This is a genomic window from Cobetia sp. QF-1 (assembly GCF_002213105.1).
GTDB classification, from domain to species: Bacteria; Pseudomonadota; Gammaproteobacteria; order Pseudomonadales; family Halomonadaceae; genus Cobetia; species Cobetia crustatorum.
The window spans coordinates 346881-366440 of sequence record NZ_NBVS01000003.1 but is presented as its reverse complement, the minus strand read 5'-3'; the positions used below and the strand labels follow the sequence as shown (position 1 = coordinate 366440).

Sequence of the window (19560 nt, the reverse complement as noted above, 5' to 3'; positions counted from 1 at the left end):
CATGCCCGTCACCGACTCAATGCGTATGTCTGGAAAAACAAGCGGCGCAGTATAGCACTGCCCCTGGAGGCCGGCATGTACCTGTCCGGTCGGTCAGCTTATGAGCTGTGCTCGGGCGCGCCAGTAATACCGCAGGGGCGTTTGTGCCTCGCTGGCGTGCTTGCGCGCGCTAGCAGGACCACGGCGTGACCAGCGCGAAGCGCGGGACGGACTCGCCCTGAACCTCGACGTTTTCCATGAACATGCTCAGTGGTCGCACCCACAGGCCACATTCACCGTAAAGAGCACGATAGGCCACCAGCAGCTCTTCGGTCTCGCTGTGGCGGCTAGTACCGATCACCTCGTACTGTGCACCCTTGTAATGACGGTAGAGCCCCGGCACGGGACGATTCTCCGGTAGCGGCGGCATGGGGGGCAAATCAGACATGATGATTTCCTTGCAGAGGTGAGCTGGCGCGAGACGTTGAATGCTTATGCTTCGTCAGTGGTTGAATGGCCATTGACGGTAGTGTCAGCAGGCGTGGCCTTGGCACCGCGTCGGGCAATGCGTGCCAGTGCACGAGCACTAGCCGCAAAACCGAAGCTGCCGGTGACGAAGGTGGCGGCACCGAAGCCGCCTGCGCAATCAAGGCGCGTGGCGCTATCGCCGGGCTTGCTGGCGCAGACCTCACCATTGGCACCGGGGTAGGTCAGCTGCTCATCGGAGTAGACACACTCGACATCGAAACGGCGCTTGAGGTTACGGCTGAAATTATAGTCGCGGCGCAGCAGAGAGCGAACGCGTGCGAGCAGGGGGTCCTGTTCGGTGCGCGCAAGGTCTGCGATCTGAATGCGCGTCGGGTCAAGCTGGCCACCGGCACCGCCGGTCACGGTCAAGCCTAGCTTGCGGCGTTTGCACCAGGCGATCAGCGCCGTCTTGGCGGGTACGCTGTCAATGGCATCGATGACGTGGTCCAGTTCATCGTGAATCAGCTCGCCAAGGTTGTCTGCCGACACGAAAGCCGAGATGGCATTCACCTTGATCTGTGGAGCGATTAGACGGCAGCGCTCGGCTAGTACCTCGACCTTGGGGCGTCCAATCTGGCCATCCAGCGCATGCAGCTGACGATTGACGTTCGACACACAGACGTCATCGAGATCAATCAGCGTCAGCTCCCCGATGCCCGAGCGCGCCAGTGCCTCGGCACTCCAGCTGCCGACGCCACCTACGCCGATAACGGCAACATGTGCGTAGCGGAAGTGCGCGAAGGCGCTTGCACCATACAGACGCCGGATGCCGCCAAAGCGCAAGTCGTAGTCATCTGTCGCTGATATGTCATCGCCGGCTGGAAAAAAACCGGCCAGCATCTGCTCGCTGGCGGATGTCTCTGTGGAGGTCACCGCTGCGGGGGATGTGGAGGAATCAGCGAAGGTGTCGTCAGGTGATGTGGTCATGCGCAGGCTCGTGATTCTCAAGGGAACAGGAAGGCTCAGTCGGACAGGTCGCTTGCAGGCGGGGTTGTCCAGCGCACGGCAGGGCGCTCGGGCAAATGCTTGGCGTATCGCTCAGGCAGGTGCCCCAGCCAGCCGAAGCGAGCCATCAGAGCTTCATAGGCGCCCTGTGGTGGGCACGACAGGCTCAGCCAGCCGCCATCGGGGTGCGGTAGCTCCAGGCCAACGGCCGCCAATAACAAGCGTGGGCACTCAAGCGTCGTGCCGAAGTAGCGATTGTAGATGCCCTTGCCATGCTTGGCGTCACCGATGATGGGGTAGCCACGCCGCGAGAGGTGGCGACGAATCTGGTGACGGCGGCCGGTGAGCGGGCGAGCTTCCACCAGCGAGAAGCGCGACTGGGGATAGCGGTCAATCGCGACAGGTAGCTCGACCTGTGCCAAGCGGCGGATGTCGGTGATGGCATCCTGTTCTGGCATCTGGGCCTTCGGCAGGCGGCCATCTTCCTTGCGTAACCCGTAGTCGAGGCGCTCATGCTCCGGCGCAACTCCTCGTACCACCGCCAGATAGCGCTTGCTGACCAGTTGCTCTTCAAAGGCGGCGCTCAGCTTGCGTGCACTGCTCGGTGAAAGGCCGAAGACCATCAGGCCGGAGGTTGGGCGATCGAGGCGATGTACCGGGAAAACGTGCTGGCCGATCTGATCGCGTAGTCGCTGCAGCAGGAATTCTGTCTCATGGCGATCAATCGGACTGCGATGCACCAGCAGGCCGGACGGCTTGAGAACGATGACCAGCACGTCATCCTGATAGAGGATATCCAGTGGCGGCGCTGCCTCGAAATCATTGTCGATCAGGTCATCGCCGACCAAGCCATCGCCGATCAGATCAATGGAAAGCACGTCAGAAGAAGGCGCGTCAGAATTCGGGGTGTCTGGAGAACGGGGCATGGGCATCACGGCAGCAAGACGTCAGGATGGCAAGACATCAGGGTGGCAAGAAGGCAAAAACCGGCTACCAAGGGCAGCCGGTCGCTATTGTCCGGTTTTCGAGCATGCCTGTCATGTATAGCGTCATGTGAGCTATGTCAGGGCAAGGCTCAGTCGGCTTGCACGGAGAATGTGGAGAGTGCGGCAGGCTGCACTAGCATGCCAGCGGGTAGCCACTGAATCAGTAGATTGATGGCGTGTCCGGGCGCCTCTTCCGGGCCGACTTCCGGTGTCAAGAGCTCGCCGAGGGCGGCGAAGCTCAGGCCGGTGGCATCTGCGGCGATGATCGCATCGAGAGCGAGGGCTTCGAGAGGCGCGAGCGAGCGAAAGTGTACCTCCGGCGCTGCCTCGGTGGGCTGGCGCCATACTAGCCATGCGACGATGGTCTCCGACTGTACTGGTGCACGCGGTGGCTCGTCATTGTCGATGGCCTTCCAGAGCGCTGGCGTGTCGTGATGAAAGTCGAGGCGACACAGTGAGGGGTGCGCGGCGAGGTGGAGAGCTGGCCAGTCCTCGGGCGGGAGCTGCTGAAGCGTCTCCACGCTGAGGTAATGTGCTTCAGGGGCATCCAGTGCTAGCCCTAGTGCCCACTCAAATTCAGCCATCTCGCGCACGACGGGCAGTACAGATTCACGCTGCGCCACGAAGGCGGGGAATTGTTGGCCGGCCCAGCGGATCGAATAATGACTCGGCGGATGAGTGGTCAGATAATCACGACATAATGCGGCGAAGTCATCATCGCCGATCAATGTATGTACTGCTTCGAAGTCCCCGCCTAGCACCTCGAAAAGACGCAGGCGATAGGCTGTGGCATAGATGCCGAGGCGTTCCTCTGCGGTTGCGAGTGCATCACTGACCACTGGCTGTGCCGCAGCGTCACGCTTCTCGTGTGTCGGGTGGCTGAGAAAGGCGCCAGTGACCTCCTGAAGGCGCATGAGATCGTCGCGCGTGAAGGCAGTAGAGGGCGAGTCGCTCATGTGTGCAGGCCTCCTGCCATGCGGCTGTCAGTTGAGAAGCCATTGTTCGTCGTGTCGCCCAGAGGACGGCCACTGCGACGGCGTAGCTCGGCATATTCGTCCATCAGCTCTGCCCACGGCGGAAAGTTGTCATCACGCTCGATCATCGTGGCAACCTCACCAAAGCGCTCGCGTGCTGCATCGTAAAGCTGCCATACCGCATCAGGCACTGGTTGATCATGCGTATCGATGCATAGTTCACCACCGGAAACCGATTGCTGGGTATGTCCGGCCAGGTGGTGCTGCCAAACGCGCTCAGAGGGCATGGCATCCAGATAGGTCAGCGGGTCAAAACCGTGATTGGAGCTGGAGACGATGATGTTGTTGAGGTCCAGCAGAATCAGGCAGTCAGCGCGCTGGCTGACTTCAGCGAGAAACTCCCACTCGCTCATCTCATCGGGCTGCCATGTCAGGTAGCTGGAGACATTTTCCAGCAGTAGCTGGCGGCCAAGTGCGTTCTGGACCTGATCGATGCGCTCGGCCAGATGCGTGATGGTGGCTTCGGTATAGGGCAGCGGGAGCAGATCATGGAACTGGTGAGCACCGGTGCGGGTCCAGCATAGATGGTCGGAAACCCACAGCGGCTCAATGTGATCGCACAGCGCGCGTAGCTCGCGTAGATAACGCGTATCCAGCGCATTGCTTCCGCCGATGGACAGCGAAACCCCGTGCAGTGCGATGGGGTAGTGTTCTCTGATGCGTTCGAGGAAGTGCAGCGGCTTGCCGCCTGCGCTCAAGCCACCGGCATCAGAGAGCCCTGGCCCCATGTAGTTTTCACTGATGGCTTCGAACCAGTCGATGTCCGGCAGGGTTGTGAGAATCTCGTGATAGTACTCCGGGCGCAGCCCTAGCCCCTGGCCAATGTCATTCGTGGCAGGAGTGGAGTGGCGTGAAGTATGAGTGACCGGCATACGCGTGCTCCTTTCAAGTCCAGAACCAAAAACGGGAGGACGGCAAGCCGTCCTCCCGTTGTAGCCCTTCGGCTGTACCGCTCCATCATGGAGGTGATGGAGCGGTTATCGTCAGGATTAACCTTCGATGACAGTACCACCTTCACCGGCACAGGATTCTGCACTGGCGGTGTAAGACCAGCCCTGGCCCTTGCAAGCGTTCTGGCCCTTGCAGGCGCTGCTGGCAGTCGCGCAGTCGGAGGTGCCTTTGCAGGAATTGACGCCAGAGCACTTCACGGCGTTATCACCGGCTTGAACCGACATGGAGGTTAGTGCAGCGGTAGAGAAAAGTGCGGCAGCTGCGGCAGCGAAAGTGACAGCGGTTACGGTCTTCTTCATGGTCATGATGGTTTCCTTGCGGGCCAGGCCCGTCATTATTTAATTAGTTATTAAGGCTCATCGCGATCTACCGCGCCGGTCAGGCAATCTAGGCGGGTCACTCAGTCTTACGCCGATGACTTTATATCGGATGCGTGTTGACTAAAAAAAATCACACGCACCTCATTCAACGTTGGCGAAGGACCGTTAGGCAGCGTGTGGCATACTGTGCAGATATCCAACCAAGGTCGTGTTCTACGCCCTTTGCTTCTGTTGATTGGAGTTTTTGTATGCTGAGTCTACTTCGACGCCTGTGGCGCGTTCCGCGCTGGCGCTGGAGCGTTCTGCTGGTACTGCTGCTTGGTGGATGCAGCGCCGTTGCCCTGCAACAACTGGATGCACGTTTCGGTACCCCCTCGCCACACAATCGTGAAGTGTCACATGACAGCTTTGCTGGTCGTCAGTGGGAGAGTGAGGTCAAGCCAGTCATTGAGACGCGTTGCGTCGTTTGTCATGGCTGCTACGACGCGCCTTGTCAGCTCAAGATGTCTTCGGCAGCGGGGATTGATCGCGGAATGAATCCTGCGCCGGTCTATGACGGCACGCGCCTGCTGGCGGCTAACCTGACGCGTATGTTTGAGGATGCCGATACCACCGAGCAATGGCGCAACATGAATTTCTCGCCGGTGCTCAATGAGCGTGTGGACTCGCCTGAGGCCAATCTGGAAGGTAGTACGCTGTTCCGCGCACTGAGCCAGAAGCGCAAGGCACCACTGCCCGTGACGGACGAAGGCCTGCTGCCTGAAGACCGCTTTGATCTCTCGCTCAATCGCAGCCAGGTCTGTGCCCCCGTCGAACGCTATGACGATTTCGCGGAAGACCATCCCGACTGGGGCATGCCTTATGCGCTGCCACAAATCAGTGATGAAGAGCACCGCACGCTGGTGAACTGGCTTGCGCAGGGTTCACTGATGACGGGGCCGATCCCGTTGCCCAAGTCGCTGGCGCCACGCCTTCAAAAGGTAGAGGCCTTCCTTAACGGTGATAGTCTCAAGCAACGGCTGATGACCCGTTATATCTATGAGCACCTCTTCCTGACACACCTGTACTTTCCGGGTATCAATGGTCCTGATGGTCGCCCTATCTTCTTCAAGCTGGTGCGTTCCAGCACACCGCCGGACGAACCGCTGCAGCGGATTTCCACCCGTCGTCCTTACGATGCGCCTTATACCGCCTATCCCGGTGATGCCCGCCTGACCATGCCGCATGATGACGCTGGCCGTCCGCGGGTTTACTACCGGCTGTGGCAGGAGCGCGCCACGATTCTGGCCAAGAATCATTTGCCTTACTCGCTAAGCGAGGCGCGTCTCGAACGCTGGAAAGCTCTGTTCCTCACGCCGCAATACGCGGTGGATGATTTGCCGGATTACGATCTCAAGACGGCTTCGAATCCCTTCTTGACCTTCGAGGCGATCCCGGCCGAGTCGCGCTATCGCTTCATGCTCGATGAGGCGCAGAACACCATCATGGGCTTCATCAAGGGGCCGGTGTGTCGTGGGCAGGTGGCGGTGGACGTGATCAATGATCATTTCTGGGTCGGTTTCACGGACCCGGACCTGTTCAGTCGTCCGGAGGTCGAGCGCACGCTGGCGCGAGAAGGCAAGAACCTTAGCCTGCCCGCAGCGCAGAGCAGCAACGCGCTACCTATCAGCTCCTGGATCAAGTTTGAAGGCAAGCAGACGGCTTATCTAGAGGCCAAACAGGCATTGATGACCAAGGCCTATGCCGACGGTAACCTGCGTCTGGATACGCGAGTCATGTGGGATGGCAGTGGGTGGGCTGACGGGCCGGGCGGTGAGCACAACCCCAATGCTGCGTTGACCATTTATCGCCACTTCGATAATGCCGCGGTGATGAAAGGATTGGTCGGCAGTACCCCCAAGACAGCCTGGATCATCGATTACCCGATGTTGGAGCGGATACATTATCTGTTGGTCGCTGGCTTCGATGTCTACGGCAACCTTGGTCATCAGTTGATCACGCGGCTGTACATGGATTTTCTGCGCATGGAAGGCGAGAGCAACTTTCTGGCGCTACTGCCGGCCGGCGAACGACAGGCCGTGCACGATAGTTGGTATCGCGATGTGGGTTCCGGGTTGGAGGGGCTGTTGTTCAAGAAGCCGCCACAGTTCGATGCACCGAGTGGCATCGTCTGGACGCCAGAAGAGCTGTCGTCACCAGAACAGGCTCGGTTGGGGCTGATGACGCGTATGCATCAGCGTTTGGCGCCTGAACTTGAGCAAGGCAGAAGTCTGAGTAACGTCAAGAATACATTCGTGCGTCACGAGCTTGAGGCCTTGAGCGCCGTGCGAGGCTTCGCGGCCAGTTTGATGCCAGAAGTCACGATCATCGCACTGGATGGCGGTGATGGTGGTAGCCCGCAGCTCTTCAGTGTCTTGCGCAATTCGGCACATGCCAATATCACCAGCCTGTTCGATGAGGCGGCCAATCGTCGTCCACAGGAAGACTCACTCGATGTGTTGCGTGGCGTGGCAGGAGATTATCCGAATGCGTTCTGGCATCTGACGCCCGAAAGGCTCGATGGCCTGGCGGAGCGTGTCGCGGCGCTCGAGGATGAGGACGATTATCGTGCCCTGATGGCTGATGTCGGGATACGACGTACGGACCCGCGCTTCTGGGAGTTCTCGGACAGCGTACTGCGTGCCAACTACGCTGATCGCCCGGTGGAATCTGGACTGCTGGATTACAACCGGTTGCAGAACCGCTAGCGCGCACGTTCGCCACTGGTGCATCGAGAGTGGTCAACATGCTGAAACGCCGAGGCCCGTCACGATATCGTGACGGGCCTCGGCGTTTCAGGGGCAAGCAGTTGGGAGGGCTTGATCAGTGTGTCTTTAGCGTCCGCCCTGACACTCACCTTCCGCCAGCTCGATCAAGCCATCCAGGTGCAAGATGTGCACCTCGCGCGCCTGTATGTCTACCAGCCCCTGGGTTTGGAAGCGAGTCAGGATACGGCTGACTGTCTCCACTGCAAGCCCCAGATAGCTGCCGATATCAGCACGCGCCATCGAGAGCCGAAAGCTGTAGGGCGAATAGCCACGGCGGCGGAAGCGTTGCGAGAGATTGACCAGAAAGCTGGCTAGACGCTCATCGGCAGTCTTGCGCGATAAAAGCATCATCATGCGGCGATCTTCGTGCAATTCTTTACTTAGGCTCTTGAAAATCTGAGTGCGTAGCTCGGGAAGTTGCTCAGAGAGCGCGTTGAGACGATCGAAAGGGATCTCACACACAGTGGTCGTTTCCAGCGCTACGGCAGTGCCGGAGTAGCAATTGCTATCGATGGCGTCCAATCCCGCCAGCTCACTGGGAAGATAGAAGCCGGTGAGCTGCTCTGCGCCGCTGTTCTCGGTCGTGATCTGTTTCAGACTGCCCGAGCGCACTGTGAACACGCAGTCGAAAGTCTCGCCCTGGGTGAAGAGTGTTTCGCCCTTTCTGAGTGGTGCGCGCCTGCGAATGATGGCATCAAACTGATCAATGGCTTCCATGTTCAGCGCCAGCGGTAGGCACAGTGAACTGAGCGAGCAGGTCTGGCAGCGAGCTTCATGTGCGCGTAGTCGATGAGATGCCAGTGCGTTGGCCGTCATGGTGACTCTCCTGGGGCATAGCGTCGAAACCCGTGGGGGCGAGCTTCTGATGGGGGCGTCCGAGCACAGCACGATATCTGAGGGGGATTCCGTTTCCACTCCTCCTTCAATCAGAGGGCCCTGAGTGGGGCGACCTCCAATGAGTGCCGTGAGTCTTATCAACTATATTAGTTTTGGCTTATTTTGTCGTGCAGCATACGGCATTTGATATTCACAACGTTAGGCGCACTGACAGGGCAATAGGCAAGCTGCGACGCCTTGCCTCATGCATCATCTTGGCTCATTAACTCGCACCTAATAGTATTGCGAGGGCAGTGAGTAGGGTCATCAGGAATAGCAGGCTCCAAAGGCGTGGCAGCGGCGTGTCTGGCTGATGCACGCCGTCGATGCGATGTTCTTCTGGTGGGCCATCGCCTTCAGGGTCGCTTGCGTTCGCTTGGTGGCGTGCCTGACAGCCGAAGAGTAGCAATGCACACAGCGCGAGGCTGCCGAGGCTGATAACACCTACCCAAATATTCCAGAACACTGCCAGGTCGGCGCCTCCCAGTAGGCTCATGGCGTATCTCCTGTCTGTTTTCTTGATTCTTCAGTCTGTCCTGATGCGGCTAGTGCTGTATCTGACGAGGTGTGGTTTTGAGAGGAGTGACGCAGATAGGCGAGCAATGCAGTGGCTTCAGCCACGCCGCGTACCTTGCTGGGCGCGGCGAGAATTTCGTCATCGCGATAGGGCGCCCCCAGCGCTTGCAACTTACGCATGCGGGCCGCAATGGTCTGGCCGGTCAGTGCCTGCTCGAATAGCCACGGATAACCGGGCATCGAGGAATCAGGCACCTTGGTACGAGGGGAGTACAGATGAACTCGCTGCCAGGCCTCGTCATGCTGCAAGGGTAGACGACTCAGGTCTGGCCCATGGCGAGCATTGCCCCACAAGGAAGGGCGATCGAACGCGAGGTCGCTTGATGTCTGGGCCGCGCCGTAGCGAGCGTAGTCGCCGGGTAGATCGCGCACCACCCGCGTATGGCATTGCTGACAACCCTCACGGCGGTAGATGTCGCGCCCTTCCAGCGCCAGCGCATCCAGTGGCTTCAGCCCATCGGATGGAGTGGAAAGCGTGGTCTGAAAGCCCAGTGGTAGCAACTGGGCCAAGGCGCCAAGGCTCATCGTTATGAGGCACAGCGCTGTCATCAGCCCAGCGTGACGTTCAAGCAGCACATGTCTCATGCGGGATGTCCTCCGCGTGACAGTTCTCGATCTGTTGAAGAGTTAGCCAGTGCCTGTGCGACATTGGCGGCCATCAACAACATGCCCATCACCCAACAGCTCAGGCCTGCCAATGTAACCAGCATCGGAGTGCGCGCAGTCGCCAGTATCTCGTCAAGCGCATATTGCGGGCTGCCATCCGCGGCCAATGCATGCCACATCTCAGCTTGCTGCAGTGTGGTCGCCCAACTGGCGCCGACACACAGCAAGGTGCCAACGATGGCCAGGCTTGCATGCAGGGCGATCAAGCGTGTCGAAAATCGATGAGGCAGTCGCGGATAAGGAAGCAGAAAGTAGAGCATGGCCACCGATATCATCGCCATGGCACCGAGTGCATTTGCCGGAGAGAGGCTGCCGGCAGCGCTGAAGGTCAATGCGTTAAGCGGCGCAATCGACAGTAGCGTCTGTTCCAACACCGCAAGGCCATAGAAGACAAGCGCGGCAGCCATGAAGCATCGCAGCGGATCACGCCGCATTGATTGCCAGTCACCATTCAGCGTCAGCAGGCCATTGATGCTGAGTGCAAGCCCCGGTGCCAGCAGTACGATACCCATCGCCATACCTAGCGTCTGACTCCACTGGGGCAAGGGACTAGCGAAGAGCAGTGGTGCGCCGCCCCATGTCAGCAGCAGCACCAGGCTCCAGAAACTGACGATGGCCAGTCGGTGAGAGTATAGCGGCCGCTGCGTCTGTCTCGGTAGGGCGTGATACAGCATGCCGATGAACCCCAGCGCGAACATGCCGCCGGGCAATGGGCCAGCCTGCCAGCGTTGTAAAAGAGCATCCAGGCTGCCGGTATATAGCGGTATCGCCAGCACGAGACTGATGGGATGAGTCAATGAGGCAAGGACATGCTTCAGTAGCACCATCACCAGGCAGCCGATGATAAACCAGCAGGCCACCGGTAGACGGCGGATACTGCGCTGCTCGAGTGTGGTGAAAAATATCCAGGACACTGCGAGCCAGACGAGCGTCATCAGAACATCAACCGGCCACGGATACTCGGCCATGAGATGGCCAGAAGAGAATCCGGCCATCAGCGCCAGGCTACCCAGCACGATGACGCCTTGCCATCCGAGTAACGCGAACCGCACCAGCTGTGGAGAGCAGAGCGGATGCTGTGCAGTATGCTGGGCGACGTGAAAGATACTGGCGATCAATGCCGAACCACCGAGGCCATAGAGCAGTGCATGCGTCTGCAGGGGAGCGAGACGACCGTAGCTCAACCAGGCCAGCTGAAGGTCTAGAGTTGGCCATAGCCGCACGGCACACAGCCAGACCGCGAGGCAGAGGCTGAGCCCCCCCCACAGCATGGCCATGAGCGCCAACTGGCGGATCACCTTGTGGTGAGAGAGTGAAGCATCAGGTGCTGTACTCATGTCAGAGCCTCATCAGGCGATGAACGAAGGTGCATCGCTGGCGGTGGCATACATCACGCGAGACGATAGTGTCTGAAGGCGTCCTCTCTTTTTTGTTGCTTTTACACAAGAGATCCCGGCGATCAGTCAGTCGGTCGACACACGTCGGCCCGAATTCACAGGAGTACACCGCTTGCCCCCTGTTACTTCATCATCGGACGAAGATCGAGATGCGTCCAATATGGCTGAGGCCCCGTTCCCTTATGAGCAGGAGGGCTTTTGTCCCGCGTCGCTCGAGGAAGTGGCTATCGAGCTGGCCATGCGGATTACGCTGTCAGAGGTTGAGTTGATTGAGCGCGGACCGTGGCGAGGCTGGATAGCATCGCTGGGATCACTGGAGATTCATGGCAGCCCCCGGCGCGCCATCTTGCTGCACGCCCACGGTGCAGGTGCAGGGCGCGAGACGGGCTTTCATCAGCAGTTCGGTGTTGCTTGCGCTCGCGAGGGAATGGCGTGGCTGGCGTTTGATTTTGGCTATCTCGTACAAATGCGCCGAGAGGGGAAGCGTCGCCCACCGCCACGTCTACCGGGTCTGATCGATGAAATGGCCCAGTGGTGCGAGGCGCTTGCACCGAGCCTGGCAGCGTTAGGGGGTGTGCCATTGCTGGTCGGAGGTAAATCAATGGGAAGTCGTGTGGCATCTCACTTGATGCAGGCGCTGGCAGGCCCGATGCCAGAGCGTTGCCTCGAGTGCTCGCCGATTGGCTGGTATGCATTGGGTTATCCCTTCCACCCTACGGGGAAGCCGGAAAAGCTACGGATTGCGCATCTGCCTGATATCGATATGCCCGGGCTTATCTGTCAGGGTACACGTGATCCCTTTGGGACACAGGAAGATGTGCAAGGGTATGCACTACCTGAGCGAGTCACACTGCATTGGTTGCAAGATGGTGAGCATGATTTCAAACCGCGTCGCTCCAGTGGTGAGACACAGCAGCGATTAATTGCCTCGGCAGCTCATGTGCTCGCTCATCACCCTGCATTGGGCTAGAGCGTGTCAATAGCGCAGAGGAAGACTTATTCTCGATTACGACAACCTAATGTCAGAAAAATGGCGCAAGGCTGATGGCTGCTGGCGTACAGGGATGTAAGTCTGGAAATCTCAGTCTTATCAATACTCTGTCGTAGGGTGCTCGCAGGAGTGCCTGTAAAAAAAGTGTTGACTCATGTGCCGGATTACGTAGAATGCAGCGCCAACGAGACAGGGGTGGTTAGCTCAGTTGGTAGAGCACCAGCCTTACAAGCTGGGGGTCACTGGTTCGAACCCAGTACCACCCACCATTTGAAAAAAAGTTATTGCCTATCAAGGCGTTACTTGATTAAATGACCTGGTTCGTTAGCAGAAGCAAGCGATTGTCGTGGACTGGTAGTTCAGTTGGTTAGAATGCCGGCCTGTCACGCCGGAGGTCGCGGGTTCGAGTCCCGTCCAGTCCGCCATATTAGTTTGTCATGCGCCCGATGTTGAGTTGTTTCAAAGTGGACTGGTAGTTCAGTTGGTTAGAATGCCGGCCTGTCACGCCGGAGGTCGCGGGTTCGAGTCCCGTCCAGTCCGCCACTTTGAATGACAAGATGTCACCGCTGCTTGCAGCAAGAATCGTTTGTGTTGGGTGATTAGCTCAGTTGGTTAGAGCACAAGCTTCACATGCTTGGGGTCACTGGTTCGAATCCAGTATTACCCACCAATGTGGACTGGTAGTTCAGTTGGTTAGAATGCCGGCCTGTCACGCCGGAGGTCGCGGGTTCGAGTCCCGTCCAGTCCGCCACTCGATTTCAAGAATTCGTAAAACCCGAGCCTTCGTGCTCGGGTTTTTGCGTTTCTGACCGATATATGTCTGATCCATGCATCTGGTCTGGACGGTTTTTTCTCCCTCTCCCCCTCCCTCTTTCTTTTCTGTGCTCCGTGTTCGTAGCAGTGGATTTGCGCTCACATTTCGCGCCGGTTGTGCTTGCGCCATGTGCCCGGTGGCTGTGCGTGCCAACGACGAAAAGCGTGCTGAAAGCTCTCAGGGCCTGAAAACCCCAGCACCCAGCTGATTTCCTTGAGGCTCAATCCAGTGTCGCGCAGATAGCGTTCAGCCAATCCTCGGCGCGTGTCATCCAGTAGTCCCTCGTAGTGCCAGTCCTCGGTAGCCAGCCGACGTGCCAGCGTGCGCGGATGAAGGTTGAGTGCAGCGGCCACCTCGTCACGCCCGGGAGTGCGTCCAGATAGACGCATGGCAATGGCGCGCCGTGTACGTGACACACTATCGAGATGGCCTTGGCGGGCTTCCAGCAGCTGTAGAATCTGCTGGCGTAGCTGGGCAAAGGCTACGGGGGCTGTCTGGCAGGTAGGGGCATCTAGCACCCTTGCAGGCAGCCACAGGCGATTGTGGCTCGCCGTGAAGCGTAAATGCGTCAGCGGCAGCCCTAGACGTTGCGCATAGCGCTCTCGCCAGGCGTTTTCATTGCTCGCGACTTTTTCATCATTGTCGACAGCAGGTATCTGGTAGTCGATCTCGAATCGGGCATCCTTGAGCTCATCACCGCTGAGTTGACGAGCTAGCTGCCACCAGCTGCCCAGTACGCTGTCGACGACAAAGCGGTTGAATGCATTATAAGGCGCCAGCGAGTAAAACGTCAGCCAGCCACCCTCGTGGTGACGTTCAAAGTGTCCGTGGCCACGACTGTTGTCACTGTAGAGCGTTTCGGCTTCACAGAGCAGCTGCAGTCCTTCTCCCAGCGTAGGCGCGCAGGCACAGGCCAGCCCTGGCAGCAGGAAATCGCCGGGGAGTATCAAGCGTGCCATTTCCAGCCCCAGTAACTCATCACCACTGGCGAGAATGGCGGCATGGCCGAGTCGCATGTAGCGAGCGATGCCGATGCGCGCCTCGCCATCGGCGATCAGCGGCCAGTCGGTGTAAGGGTGAATGACAGGAGCGGGGTCTATCTTCTGCTGGCTCAGGCTACGCGCGACAAGATGCACCAGACTGATCGAGACTTCTCCCAGCTGCATGTTGGATCTCCCGGATTGCACGCGATCGAGCTAGATTCTGTGGTTGCCGATACTTTTCATTATCACCTGTGTCTTATAAGACTATCAATATGTCCTTTAGAAGCATTGAGTGCCGTGGTGCATGCACTACACTGATCATCTCTGTTTCATACGTCTGTTTATTTGCGTCAGTCCTGACCACTACGCCGCTGATGTTCAACGCTACACCACAATAATGATCGCCTGATGGCGTTGCCGTGCCTCTGTGTAACAGGGGAGCGGTGATTGACAGGGGGCGGCGACTGAAAGGAGAGACCGCCATGTCTGCCTATCCGATGCTGTTTCGCCCGCTGACACTGGGCCATGTGACACTCAAGAACCGTGTGCTGATGGGCTCGATGCATACCGGGCTTGAAGAAGCGCCCAATGGCTTCACGCGACTGGCGGCCTTCTACCGCGAGCGTGCTCGTCATGGGGTAGCGCTTATCGTGACGGGCGGTATTGCGCCGAATCCGGAAGGTGCGGTGATGAAGGGCGCCGCCAAACTGACGACTACTGAAGAAGCTGTCCAGCATCGTGAAGTGACGGATGCCGTGCATGCCGAAGACGGCCGCATCTGCCTGCAGATTCTGCATGCTGGGCGCTATGCCTACTCGCCGGATCAGGTCGCCCCTTCCGCCATTCAGGCGCCGATCAACCCCTTCACGCCGCGTGCACTGAGCACTGAGGAAGTGAAGGGGCAGGTCGCCGATTACATTCGCTGCGCCAGTCTCGCGAGTGATGCTGGTTATGACGGTGTTGAGGTGATGGGCTCCGAAGGCTATTTCATCAACCAGTTCATCTGCCGCCGGACCAATCAGCGTGACGATGAATACGGTGGGAGCTTCGAGAATCGTATCCGGCTGGCCGTGGAAATCGTCACGGGCATCCGCCAGGCACTGGGCGACGATTTCATCATCATCTACCGCTTGTCGATGTTGGACCTCGTCGATGAGGGCAGCACCTGGGAGGAAGTGGTCGCGCTAGGCAAGGCGATTGAAGTTGCGGGTGCCAGCATGATCAATACCGGCATCGGCTGGCACGAAGCGCGGGTGCCGACCATCGTCACGAGTGTGCCGCGGGCGGTATTCACTGAGCTGACACACCGCATGAAGGCTGAATTGTCGTTGCCGCTCATCACGACCAACCGTATCAACATGCCTGATGTAGCGGAATCCGTGCTGGCCGAAGGTCATGCTGACATGGTGTCGATGGCGCGCCCTTTCCTTGCTGACCCGGCTTGGATCAGCAAGGCGAAAGCCAACGATGCCGATATCATCAATACCTGCATTGCCTGTAATCAGGCGTGTCTTGACCATACCTTCCAGATGAAGTTGACCTCGTGTCTGGTCAATCCGCGAGCCTGCCACGAGACCGAGATGGTGATCGAGCCGGCGCGTACCGAGCGACGTGTCGCAGTAATCGGTGGTGGTCCGGCAGGGCTATCCGCTGCGGTAACCGCTGCTGAGCGTGGCCATGAGGTAGTGTTGTTCGAGGCGCAAGCCGAGGTGGGTGGACAGTTCAACTTCGCGCGCAGAATTCCTGGCAAGGAAGAGTTCGATGAGACATTGCGCTACTTCAACGAAAAGCTGGTGCGCACGGGGGTTGAGGTGCGTCTCAATACCCGCGCTACGCCTGAAATGCTGGCAGAGTTCGATGCAGTGATTCTGGCCTCTGGTGTGCAGGCGCGGATACCTCAGATCGAGGGGATTGAGGCGGGGATCGCGCGAGGGCAGGTGCTTAGCTACGCAGAGGCGATCATGGCACCGGAGCGCGTTGGCAAGCGTGTCGCGCTAATCGGAGCGGGCGGTATCGGCTTTGATGTCGCGGAGCTGATGACGCATGTTGATCCCTCGCCCGCACTGGACGGTGCGCTGTGGTGTGAAGAGTGGGGGGTTGATCTCTCGGTCAGCGCGCCAGGTGGTCTCAAGCCAGCGGCTCCCGTACAGAGCCCGCGTGAGGTGTGGTTGCTGCAGCGCAAGACCTCAAAGCCTGGCAAGAATCTCGGCAAGACGACCGGCTGGGTGCATCGCGCCACACTCAAGCAACGTGGCGTGAAGATGGTGGCTGGCTGTGACTATCAGGCTATCGACGCCGAGGGTATGCGTGTTGCGATCAATGGCGAGACTCAGCATCTTGCGCTCGACAGTATCGTGTTGTGTGCTGGACAGGATTCGGTGCTGGACCTCAAGACCTCGCTTGAGGCGTCGGGAGTCGAGCTGCATATCATTGGAGGTGCCGACAAGGCTGCCGAGCTGGATGCGAAGCGTGCCATCGCTCAAGGCACCATGGCTGCTGCTGCACTATGAGACGTTCATATGACGCAAGATGGGGATATTTAGCGTTGAGCTGAGTCGATGCTCTGCCTAGACTGATTGAGGCTGTAGGTCGTGTCACTTCCCTTGGGGAGTTGGCATTATCTGCGGCCTCAATCGTTAGTGTTGCACGCCCATCTCTCGCACTCCGCCACCATGGGACACGCTCATGTCACCGCACGCTGCCGCCTCTCGCCAGACCTCCGACGAGACTCAGCCGCTGGATGCTGATGTTCCTGCGTCTCAACAAGAGGCGAGTAGAATGGGAGGGTCGGAGGAGCAGTCTCCTCCTTCATGCGCTTCCTTGCCTTCCTTTCCACCTCATTCCCCCTCACTGTCCTCGTCTCCCCTGTGTCAGCATTCGCCTCCCGCGCTGGAAAACCTGCTGGATCTGTTTACTCCGCCTCCGGTTGAGCGTCTTGATTGGTCGATGGCTCATGATGCCGGTGTCATCGTCGAGTGCCTGCGCGCCGATACACTCGATAATGAGATATCAGGTAACAAGGCATGGAAGTTGAGGCTGCCTTTGGCACGGGCGTTGAGTGAGGGGTGCGGTATCATCAGCTGTGGTGGTGGCTGGTCGAATCATCTACATGCGCTGGCAGCCGCAGGCACGCGACTGGGTATTGCCACTCACGGATTGGTGCGCGGACACCCGGAGGCACCGCTGACACCCACGCTTGCCGATGCTCGCGCCAATGGCATGCAACTGAGTTTTATTTCTCGTGCCGAGTATAAGCAGCGCGATCAGGAGGACTTCGCAGCACGCCATGGTGATGGACTATGGGTGCCGGAAGGCGGCGGCAGTATTGATGGTGTTGCCGGTCTGGCACCGCTGGCAGAAGCGCTGGTGGCGCCGCTGGCAGGTTCTCCCGCCCCGCAGCTTGTACTGTTGGCGTGTGGCAGTGGCACCACGCTTGCAGGTGTACTGAGCACGTTAGGTGAGCGTGATGGTTTGCGTGTCGTGGGGGTGCCGACCATGAATCATGGTGATCAGCTTTATCACCGTGTGCGACGCTTGCTGGCGGAGAGCGGCGGTAGCGAGCAACAGACTCCCGAATGGGGGTTGTGGCTTGGGGCGCAGGCGGGAGGGTTTGCCAAGGCGCCAGCCTGGTTGATCGACTTCATCCAGCGCTTTGAGGCTGAGACGGGCCTCGAGATCGAGCCGGTGTATACCGCCAAGCTATTTGCGGCACTGGCGCATCATCTTGCCAATGGACTGATCGCCCCTAGTACGCGAGTCCGAGTGTTGCATACTGGTGGTTTGCAGGGGCGGCGCGGTTATCCGGCTCTGAATCTGGCTTGAAACCGCTGCCAATAAAACCGTCGCCATGGTCGTGAGCGTGACTGGCGGTGCCGTATAGCGCTGTTATGATGGGGTCTCTGCTGCGGCGCCTGCTACCCGAGGGGTCGCGTTTGTTTTATCGGATAAGGTAACCCCTTCTCCTGCTCTGGACATTCCCATGACGACTGACGCCATAGCTCCGACACGATCTGCGACCACTGCTGCCGAGGACACCGGCACCTCACGTTTTCTGGCCAGTGATAATACGTCCGGTATCTGTCCTGAGGCGATGGCATACATGATGCAGGCCAATCGCGATGATGATCTGGCCTACGGCAACGACCGCTGGACTCAGCTGGTCACCGATAGCTTCCGGAAGTTGTTCGAGACCGAGTGCGAAGTGTTCTTCGTCTTCAATGGCACTGCAGCCAACTCGTTGTCACTGGCGCATCTCTGTCAGTCCTATCACAGTGTTATCTGTCATGAGCTGGCACATATCGAGACCGATGAGTGCGGCGGGCCGGAGTTCTTCTCCAATGGTTCCAAGCTGCTCAACGCACCAGGCCCGAATGGCAAGCTGACGCCGGACGGTATCGAGCAGCTGATCACCAAGCGCACCGATATCCACTATCCGCGCCCGCGTGTGATTTCTCTGACCCAGTGCACCGAGGTCGGCACCGTCTACACCATTGAAGAGCTACAGGCGATTCGTGAGGTGGCGGACCGTCATGATCTACAGATCCACATGGATGGTGCGCGCTTCGCCAATGCCTGTGCTGCATTGGGGGTCTCACCAGCCGAGCTGACTTGGAAGGCTGGCGTCGATGTGCTGTGCTTCTCGGGGACCAAGAACGGTCTGGCGATGGGAGAGGCTGTCATCTTCTTCGATCGCAAGTTGGCACGTGACTTCGATTATCGCTGCAAGCAGGCCGGTCAGCTGGCGTCCAAGATGCGCTTCATTGCTGCGCCATGGATGGGGCTGCTCGAGAATGATGTCTGGTTGAAGAATGCACGCCACGCCAATGGCATGGCCCACTATCTTGCTGAACGTCTTGAAGCGTTTGAGGGTATCGAGCTGTTGTTCCCCAGTCAGGCCAATAGCGTGTTCGCAAATTTCCCTGAGCACGTGCTGACGGCACTGCGTGCACGCGGCTGGACCTTCTATACCTTCATCGGCGCTGGCGGTGCTCGCTTTGTATGCTCCTGGAATACGACGACTGATCTACTCGACGGTCTGCTGGAAGACATTCGCGAGGTGCTTTAGGCGTCTGAGCCTCAGAGCCTTTTGGCTTTCGAATGACTGGGCTTATGAAGCACCGAGCTGCTGTGACCTACTGATCCTTCCATGAAAGCCTGCTTGTGAGGCTAATGAATCGCCCACCGTTCTCGGTGGGCGATTTTTTTTGCGTGATGATTTTTCATGTTGTCGCGTTGCATGGCTTGCATCAGAAAGAATCATGATGTCAGTAACTGCTTCGTCCCAAGCATCCAGCATCAGCTGGACCGCGTATTCAATCAAGAGAAGGAAGAGGTGGCGGATTGATGGTGGTCGGGCTTCATTAACGCCGTGGATGCCCGCGGTACGTGTGATGTTGCCGCGTGACGTGCTGGCGGTAGTCGCCAGTCTGTTCCTATTCTTGAAAGGTGCTGCAGTGCGACATGACGATAGCAGTGTTGCCCGATATGAGTGATGAGGGGTAAGTGGCTTCAACGGCTATGCAGGAGTGCTGGAGTGCATGAAAGAGTGCTGCAGCATACGTCATGTCTGCCCTGTAATGAGATGCGGTGAGTACGAGATGACGTGGGTGGCAGAAAGTTCGTTGAATGCACTTATCAAGTGTATTGGACACTCGCTACCTATATCGATCTATGCTGATAAACATGCCGAGGCAGTCACTTGGAAGCC

The 19560-nt window shown here is 58.4% G+C and carries 16 protein-coding genes and 5 tRNA genes; 10 read left to right on the top strand and 11 right to left on the bottom strand.

Features of this window, described 5'->3' with window-relative positions; all coding sequences use genetic code 11:
* Nucleotides 1-169: 169 nt before the first annotated feature.
* From CFN46_RS08030 to CFN46_RS08005, 6 genes are all read right to left on the bottom strand, one after another.
* Nucleotides 170-427 (bottom strand): DUF1653 domain-containing protein, encoded by a 258-nt coding sequence (locus tag CFN46_RS08030; RefSeq protein WP_246116443.1) that lies wholly within the window; start codon nt 425-427, stop codon nt 170-172.
* 44 nt (nt 428-471) lie between these two features.
* On the bottom strand, nt 472-1347 hold the full coding sequence (gene tcdA, locus CFN46_RS08025) for a tRNA cyclic N6-threonylcarbamoyladenosine(37) synthase TcdA (RefSeq protein ID WP_051511038.1): 876 nt from the start codon (nt 1345-1347) through the stop codon (nt 472-474).
* A 122-nt stretch (nt 1348-1469) separates the two neighbouring features.
* Nucleotides 1470-2378, bottom strand: coding sequence for a pseudouridine synthase (locus tag CFN46_RS08020; protein ID WP_088743185.1), 909 nt, complete (start codon nt 2376-2378; stop codon nt 1470-1472).
* 149 nt (nt 2379-2527) lie between these two features.
* Entirely contained in the window at nt 2528-3394 is an 867-nt protein-coding gene (locus tag CFN46_RS08015; protein WP_024952875.1) for a DNA-binding domain-containing protein, read from the bottom strand.
* Complete coding sequence (locus CFN46_RS08010) at nt 3391-4344, bottom strand: DUF692 domain-containing protein (RefSeq protein WP_088743184.1); 954 nt, start codon at nt 4342-4344, stop codon at nt 3391-3393. Before CFN46_RS08010 ends, CFN46_RS08015 begins: the two co-directional genes overlap by 4 nt.
* Before the next feature lie 117 nt (nt 4345-4461).
* Nucleotides 4462-4728 carry a hypothetical protein gene (locus tag CFN46_RS08005; protein WP_211242470.1) on the bottom strand — a complete coding sequence of 89 codons (267 nt, stop codon included), beginning with the start codon at nt 4726-4728 and terminating at the stop codon, nt 4462-4464.
* Nucleotides 4729-4991: 263 nt separating this feature from the next.
* Here CFN46_RS08005 and CFN46_RS08000 point away from each other — a divergent pair, with 263 nt between their 5' ends.
* Nucleotides 4992-7490: a fatty acid cis/trans isomerase gene (locus CFN46_RS08000; protein WP_088743183.1), complete on the top strand. Its 2499-nt coding sequence runs from the start codon at nt 4992-4994 to the stop codon at nt 7488-7490.
* A gap of 126 nt (nt 7491-7616) precedes the next feature.
* Here CFN46_RS08000 and fnr read toward each other — a convergent pair whose 3' ends face one another.
* The 4 genes from fnr to CFN46_RS07980 all read right to left on the bottom strand — a co-directional run bounded on the left by fnr (nt 7617) and on the right by CFN46_RS07980 (nt 11005).
* Nucleotides 7617-8366 carry a fumarate/nitrate reduction transcriptional regulator Fnr gene (fnr, locus tag CFN46_RS07995; protein ID WP_024952872.1) on the bottom strand — a complete coding sequence of 250 codons (750 nt, stop codon included), beginning with the start codon at nt 8364-8366 and terminating at the stop codon, nt 7617-7619.
* Between the two features lie 283 nt (nt 8367-8649).
* Nucleotides 8650-8922 (bottom strand): hypothetical protein, encoded by a 273-nt coding sequence (locus CFN46_RS07990; RefSeq protein ID WP_024952871.1) that lies wholly within the window; start codon nt 8920-8922, stop codon nt 8650-8652.
* Nucleotides 8919-9587 carry a cbb3-type cytochrome c oxidase subunit II gene (locus CFN46_RS07985; protein ID WP_088743182.1) on the bottom strand — a complete coding sequence of 223 codons (669 nt, stop codon included), beginning with the start codon at nt 9585-9587 and terminating at the stop codon, nt 8919-8921. Before CFN46_RS07985 ends, CFN46_RS07990 begins: the two co-directional genes overlap by 4 nt.
* Nucleotides 9584-11005: a cbb3-type cytochrome c oxidase subunit I gene (locus CFN46_RS07980; RefSeq protein WP_088743181.1), complete on the bottom strand. Its 1422-nt coding sequence runs from the start codon at nt 11003-11005 to the stop codon at nt 9584-9586. The genes CFN46_RS07985 and CFN46_RS07980 overlap by 4 nt, the downstream gene beginning before the upstream one ends.
* Before the next feature lie 220 nt (nt 11006-11225).
* On the opposite strand from CFN46_RS07980, the gene CFN46_RS07975 reads away from it, so the two are divergent.
* The 6 genes from CFN46_RS07975 (at nt 11226) to CFN46_RS07950 (ending at nt 12807) form a co-directional block, all read left to right on the top strand.
* Nucleotides 11226-12035: an alpha/beta family hydrolase gene (locus CFN46_RS07975; protein WP_088743180.1), complete on the top strand. Its 810-nt coding sequence runs from the start codon at nt 11226-11228 to the stop codon at nt 12033-12035.
* A gap of 214 nt (nt 12036-12249) precedes the next feature.
* A tRNA-Val gene (locus tag CFN46_RS07970) sits at nt 12250-12325 on the top strand.
* Between the two features lie 79 nt (nt 12326-12404).
* Nucleotides 12405-12481, top strand: a tRNA-Asp gene (locus tag CFN46_RS07965).
* Nucleotides 12482-12522: 41 nt separating this feature from the next.
* Nucleotides 12523-12599: transfer RNA gene (locus CFN46_RS07960), tRNA-Asp, on the top strand.
* 50 nt (nt 12600-12649) lie between these two features.
* Nucleotides 12650-12726: transfer RNA gene (locus CFN46_RS07955), tRNA-Val, on the top strand.
* Nucleotides 12727-12730: 4 nt separating this feature from the next.
* Nucleotides 12731-12807, top strand: a tRNA-Asp gene (locus tag CFN46_RS07950).
* A gap of 161 nt (nt 12808-12968) precedes the next feature.
* Here CFN46_RS07950 and CFN46_RS07945 read toward each other — a convergent pair.
* Nucleotides 12969-14036, bottom strand: coding sequence for an AraC family transcriptional regulator (locus CFN46_RS07945; RefSeq protein WP_088743179.1), 1068 nt, complete (start codon nt 14034-14036; stop codon nt 12969-12971).
* 299 nt (nt 14037-14335) lie between these two features.
* Here CFN46_RS07945 and CFN46_RS07940 point away from each other — a divergent pair, with 299 nt between their 5' ends.
* The 3 genes from CFN46_RS07940 to CFN46_RS07930 all read left to right on the top strand — a co-directional run bounded on the left by CFN46_RS07940 (nt 14336) and on the right by CFN46_RS07930 (nt 18918).
* Nucleotides 14336-16363 carry an NADPH-dependent 2,4-dienoyl-CoA reductase gene (locus tag CFN46_RS07940; RefSeq protein WP_088743178.1) on the top strand — a complete coding sequence of 676 codons (2028 nt, stop codon included), beginning with the start codon at nt 14336-14338 and terminating at the stop codon, nt 16361-16363.
* 175 nt (nt 16364-16538) lie between these two features.
* Nucleotides 16539-17675, top strand: coding sequence for a 1-aminocyclopropane-1-carboxylate deaminase/D-cysteine desulfhydrase (locus tag CFN46_RS07935; protein WP_088743177.1), 1137 nt, complete (start codon nt 16539-16541; stop codon nt 17673-17675).
* A gap of 157 nt (nt 17676-17832) precedes the next feature.
* Nucleotides 17833-18918 (top strand): low specificity L-threonine aldolase, encoded by a 1086-nt coding sequence (locus CFN46_RS07930; RefSeq protein WP_088743176.1) that lies wholly within the window; start codon nt 17833-17835, stop codon nt 18916-18918.
* Nucleotides 18919-19560 lie beyond the last annotated feature (642 nt).

Excerpts from the sequence above, each read along its gene's own strand:
- tcdA (WP_051511038.1), bottom strand. The coding sequence starts at position 1,347 with ATGCTGGCCGGTTTTTTTCCAGCCGGCGATGACATATCAGCGACAGAT.
- CFN46_RS07980 (WP_088743181.1), bottom strand. The coding sequence starts at position 11,005 with ATGAGTACAGCACCTGATGCTTCACTCTCTCACCACAAGGTGATCCGC.
- CFN46_RS07940 (WP_088743178.1), top strand. The coding sequence starts at position 14,336 with ATGTCTGCCTATCCGATGCTGTTTCGCCCGCTGACACTGGGCCATGTG.
- CFN46_RS07985 (WP_088743182.1), bottom strand. The coding sequence starts at position 9,587 with ATGAGACATGTGCTGCTTGAACGTCACGCTGGGCTGATGACAGCGCTG.
- CFN46_RS07990 (WP_024952871.1), bottom strand. The coding sequence starts at position 8,922 with ATGAGCCTACTGGGAGGCGCCGACCTGGCAGTGTTCTGGAATATTTGG.
- CFN46_RS08010 (WP_088743184.1), bottom strand. The coding sequence starts at position 4,344 with ATGCCGGTCACTCATACTTCACGCCACTCCACTCCTGCCACGAATGAC.
- CFN46_RS07975 (WP_088743180.1), top strand. The coding sequence starts at position 11,226 with ATGGCTGAGGCCCCGTTCCCTTATGAGCAGGAGGGCTTTTGTCCCGCG.
- CFN46_RS08005 (WP_211242470.1), bottom strand. The coding sequence starts at position 4,728 with ATGACCATGAAGAAGACCGTAACCGCTGTCACTTTCGCTGCCGCAGCT.
- CFN46_RS08015 (WP_024952875.1), bottom strand. The coding sequence starts at position 3,394 with ATGAGCGACTCGCCCTCTACTGCCTTCACGCGCGACGATCTCATGCGC.
- CFN46_RS07935 (WP_088743177.1), top strand. The coding sequence starts at position 16,539 with ATGTCACCGCACGCTGCCGCCTCTCGCCAGACCTCCGACGAGACTCAG.
- CFN46_RS07930 (WP_088743176.1), top strand. The coding sequence starts at position 17,833 with ATGACGACTGACGCCATAGCTCCGACACGATCTGCGACCACTGCTGCC.
- fnr (WP_024952872.1), bottom strand. The coding sequence starts at position 8,366 with ATGACGGCCAACGCACTGGCATCTCATCGACTACGCGCACATGAAGCT.
- CFN46_RS08000 (WP_088743183.1), top strand. The coding sequence starts at position 4,992 with ATGCTGAGTCTACTTCGACGCCTGTGGCGCGTTCCGCGCTGGCGCTGG.
- CFN46_RS07945 (WP_088743179.1), bottom strand. The coding sequence starts at position 14,036 with ATGCAGCTGGGAGAAGTCTCGATCAGTCTGGTGCATCTTGTCGCGCGT.
- CFN46_RS08020 (WP_088743185.1), bottom strand. The coding sequence starts at position 2,378 with ATGCCCCGTTCTCCAGACACCCCGAATTCTGACGCGCCTTCTTCTGAC.
- CFN46_RS08030 (WP_246116443.1), bottom strand. The coding sequence starts at position 427 with ATGTCTGATTTGCCCCCCATGCCGCCGCTACCGGAGAATCGTCCCGTG.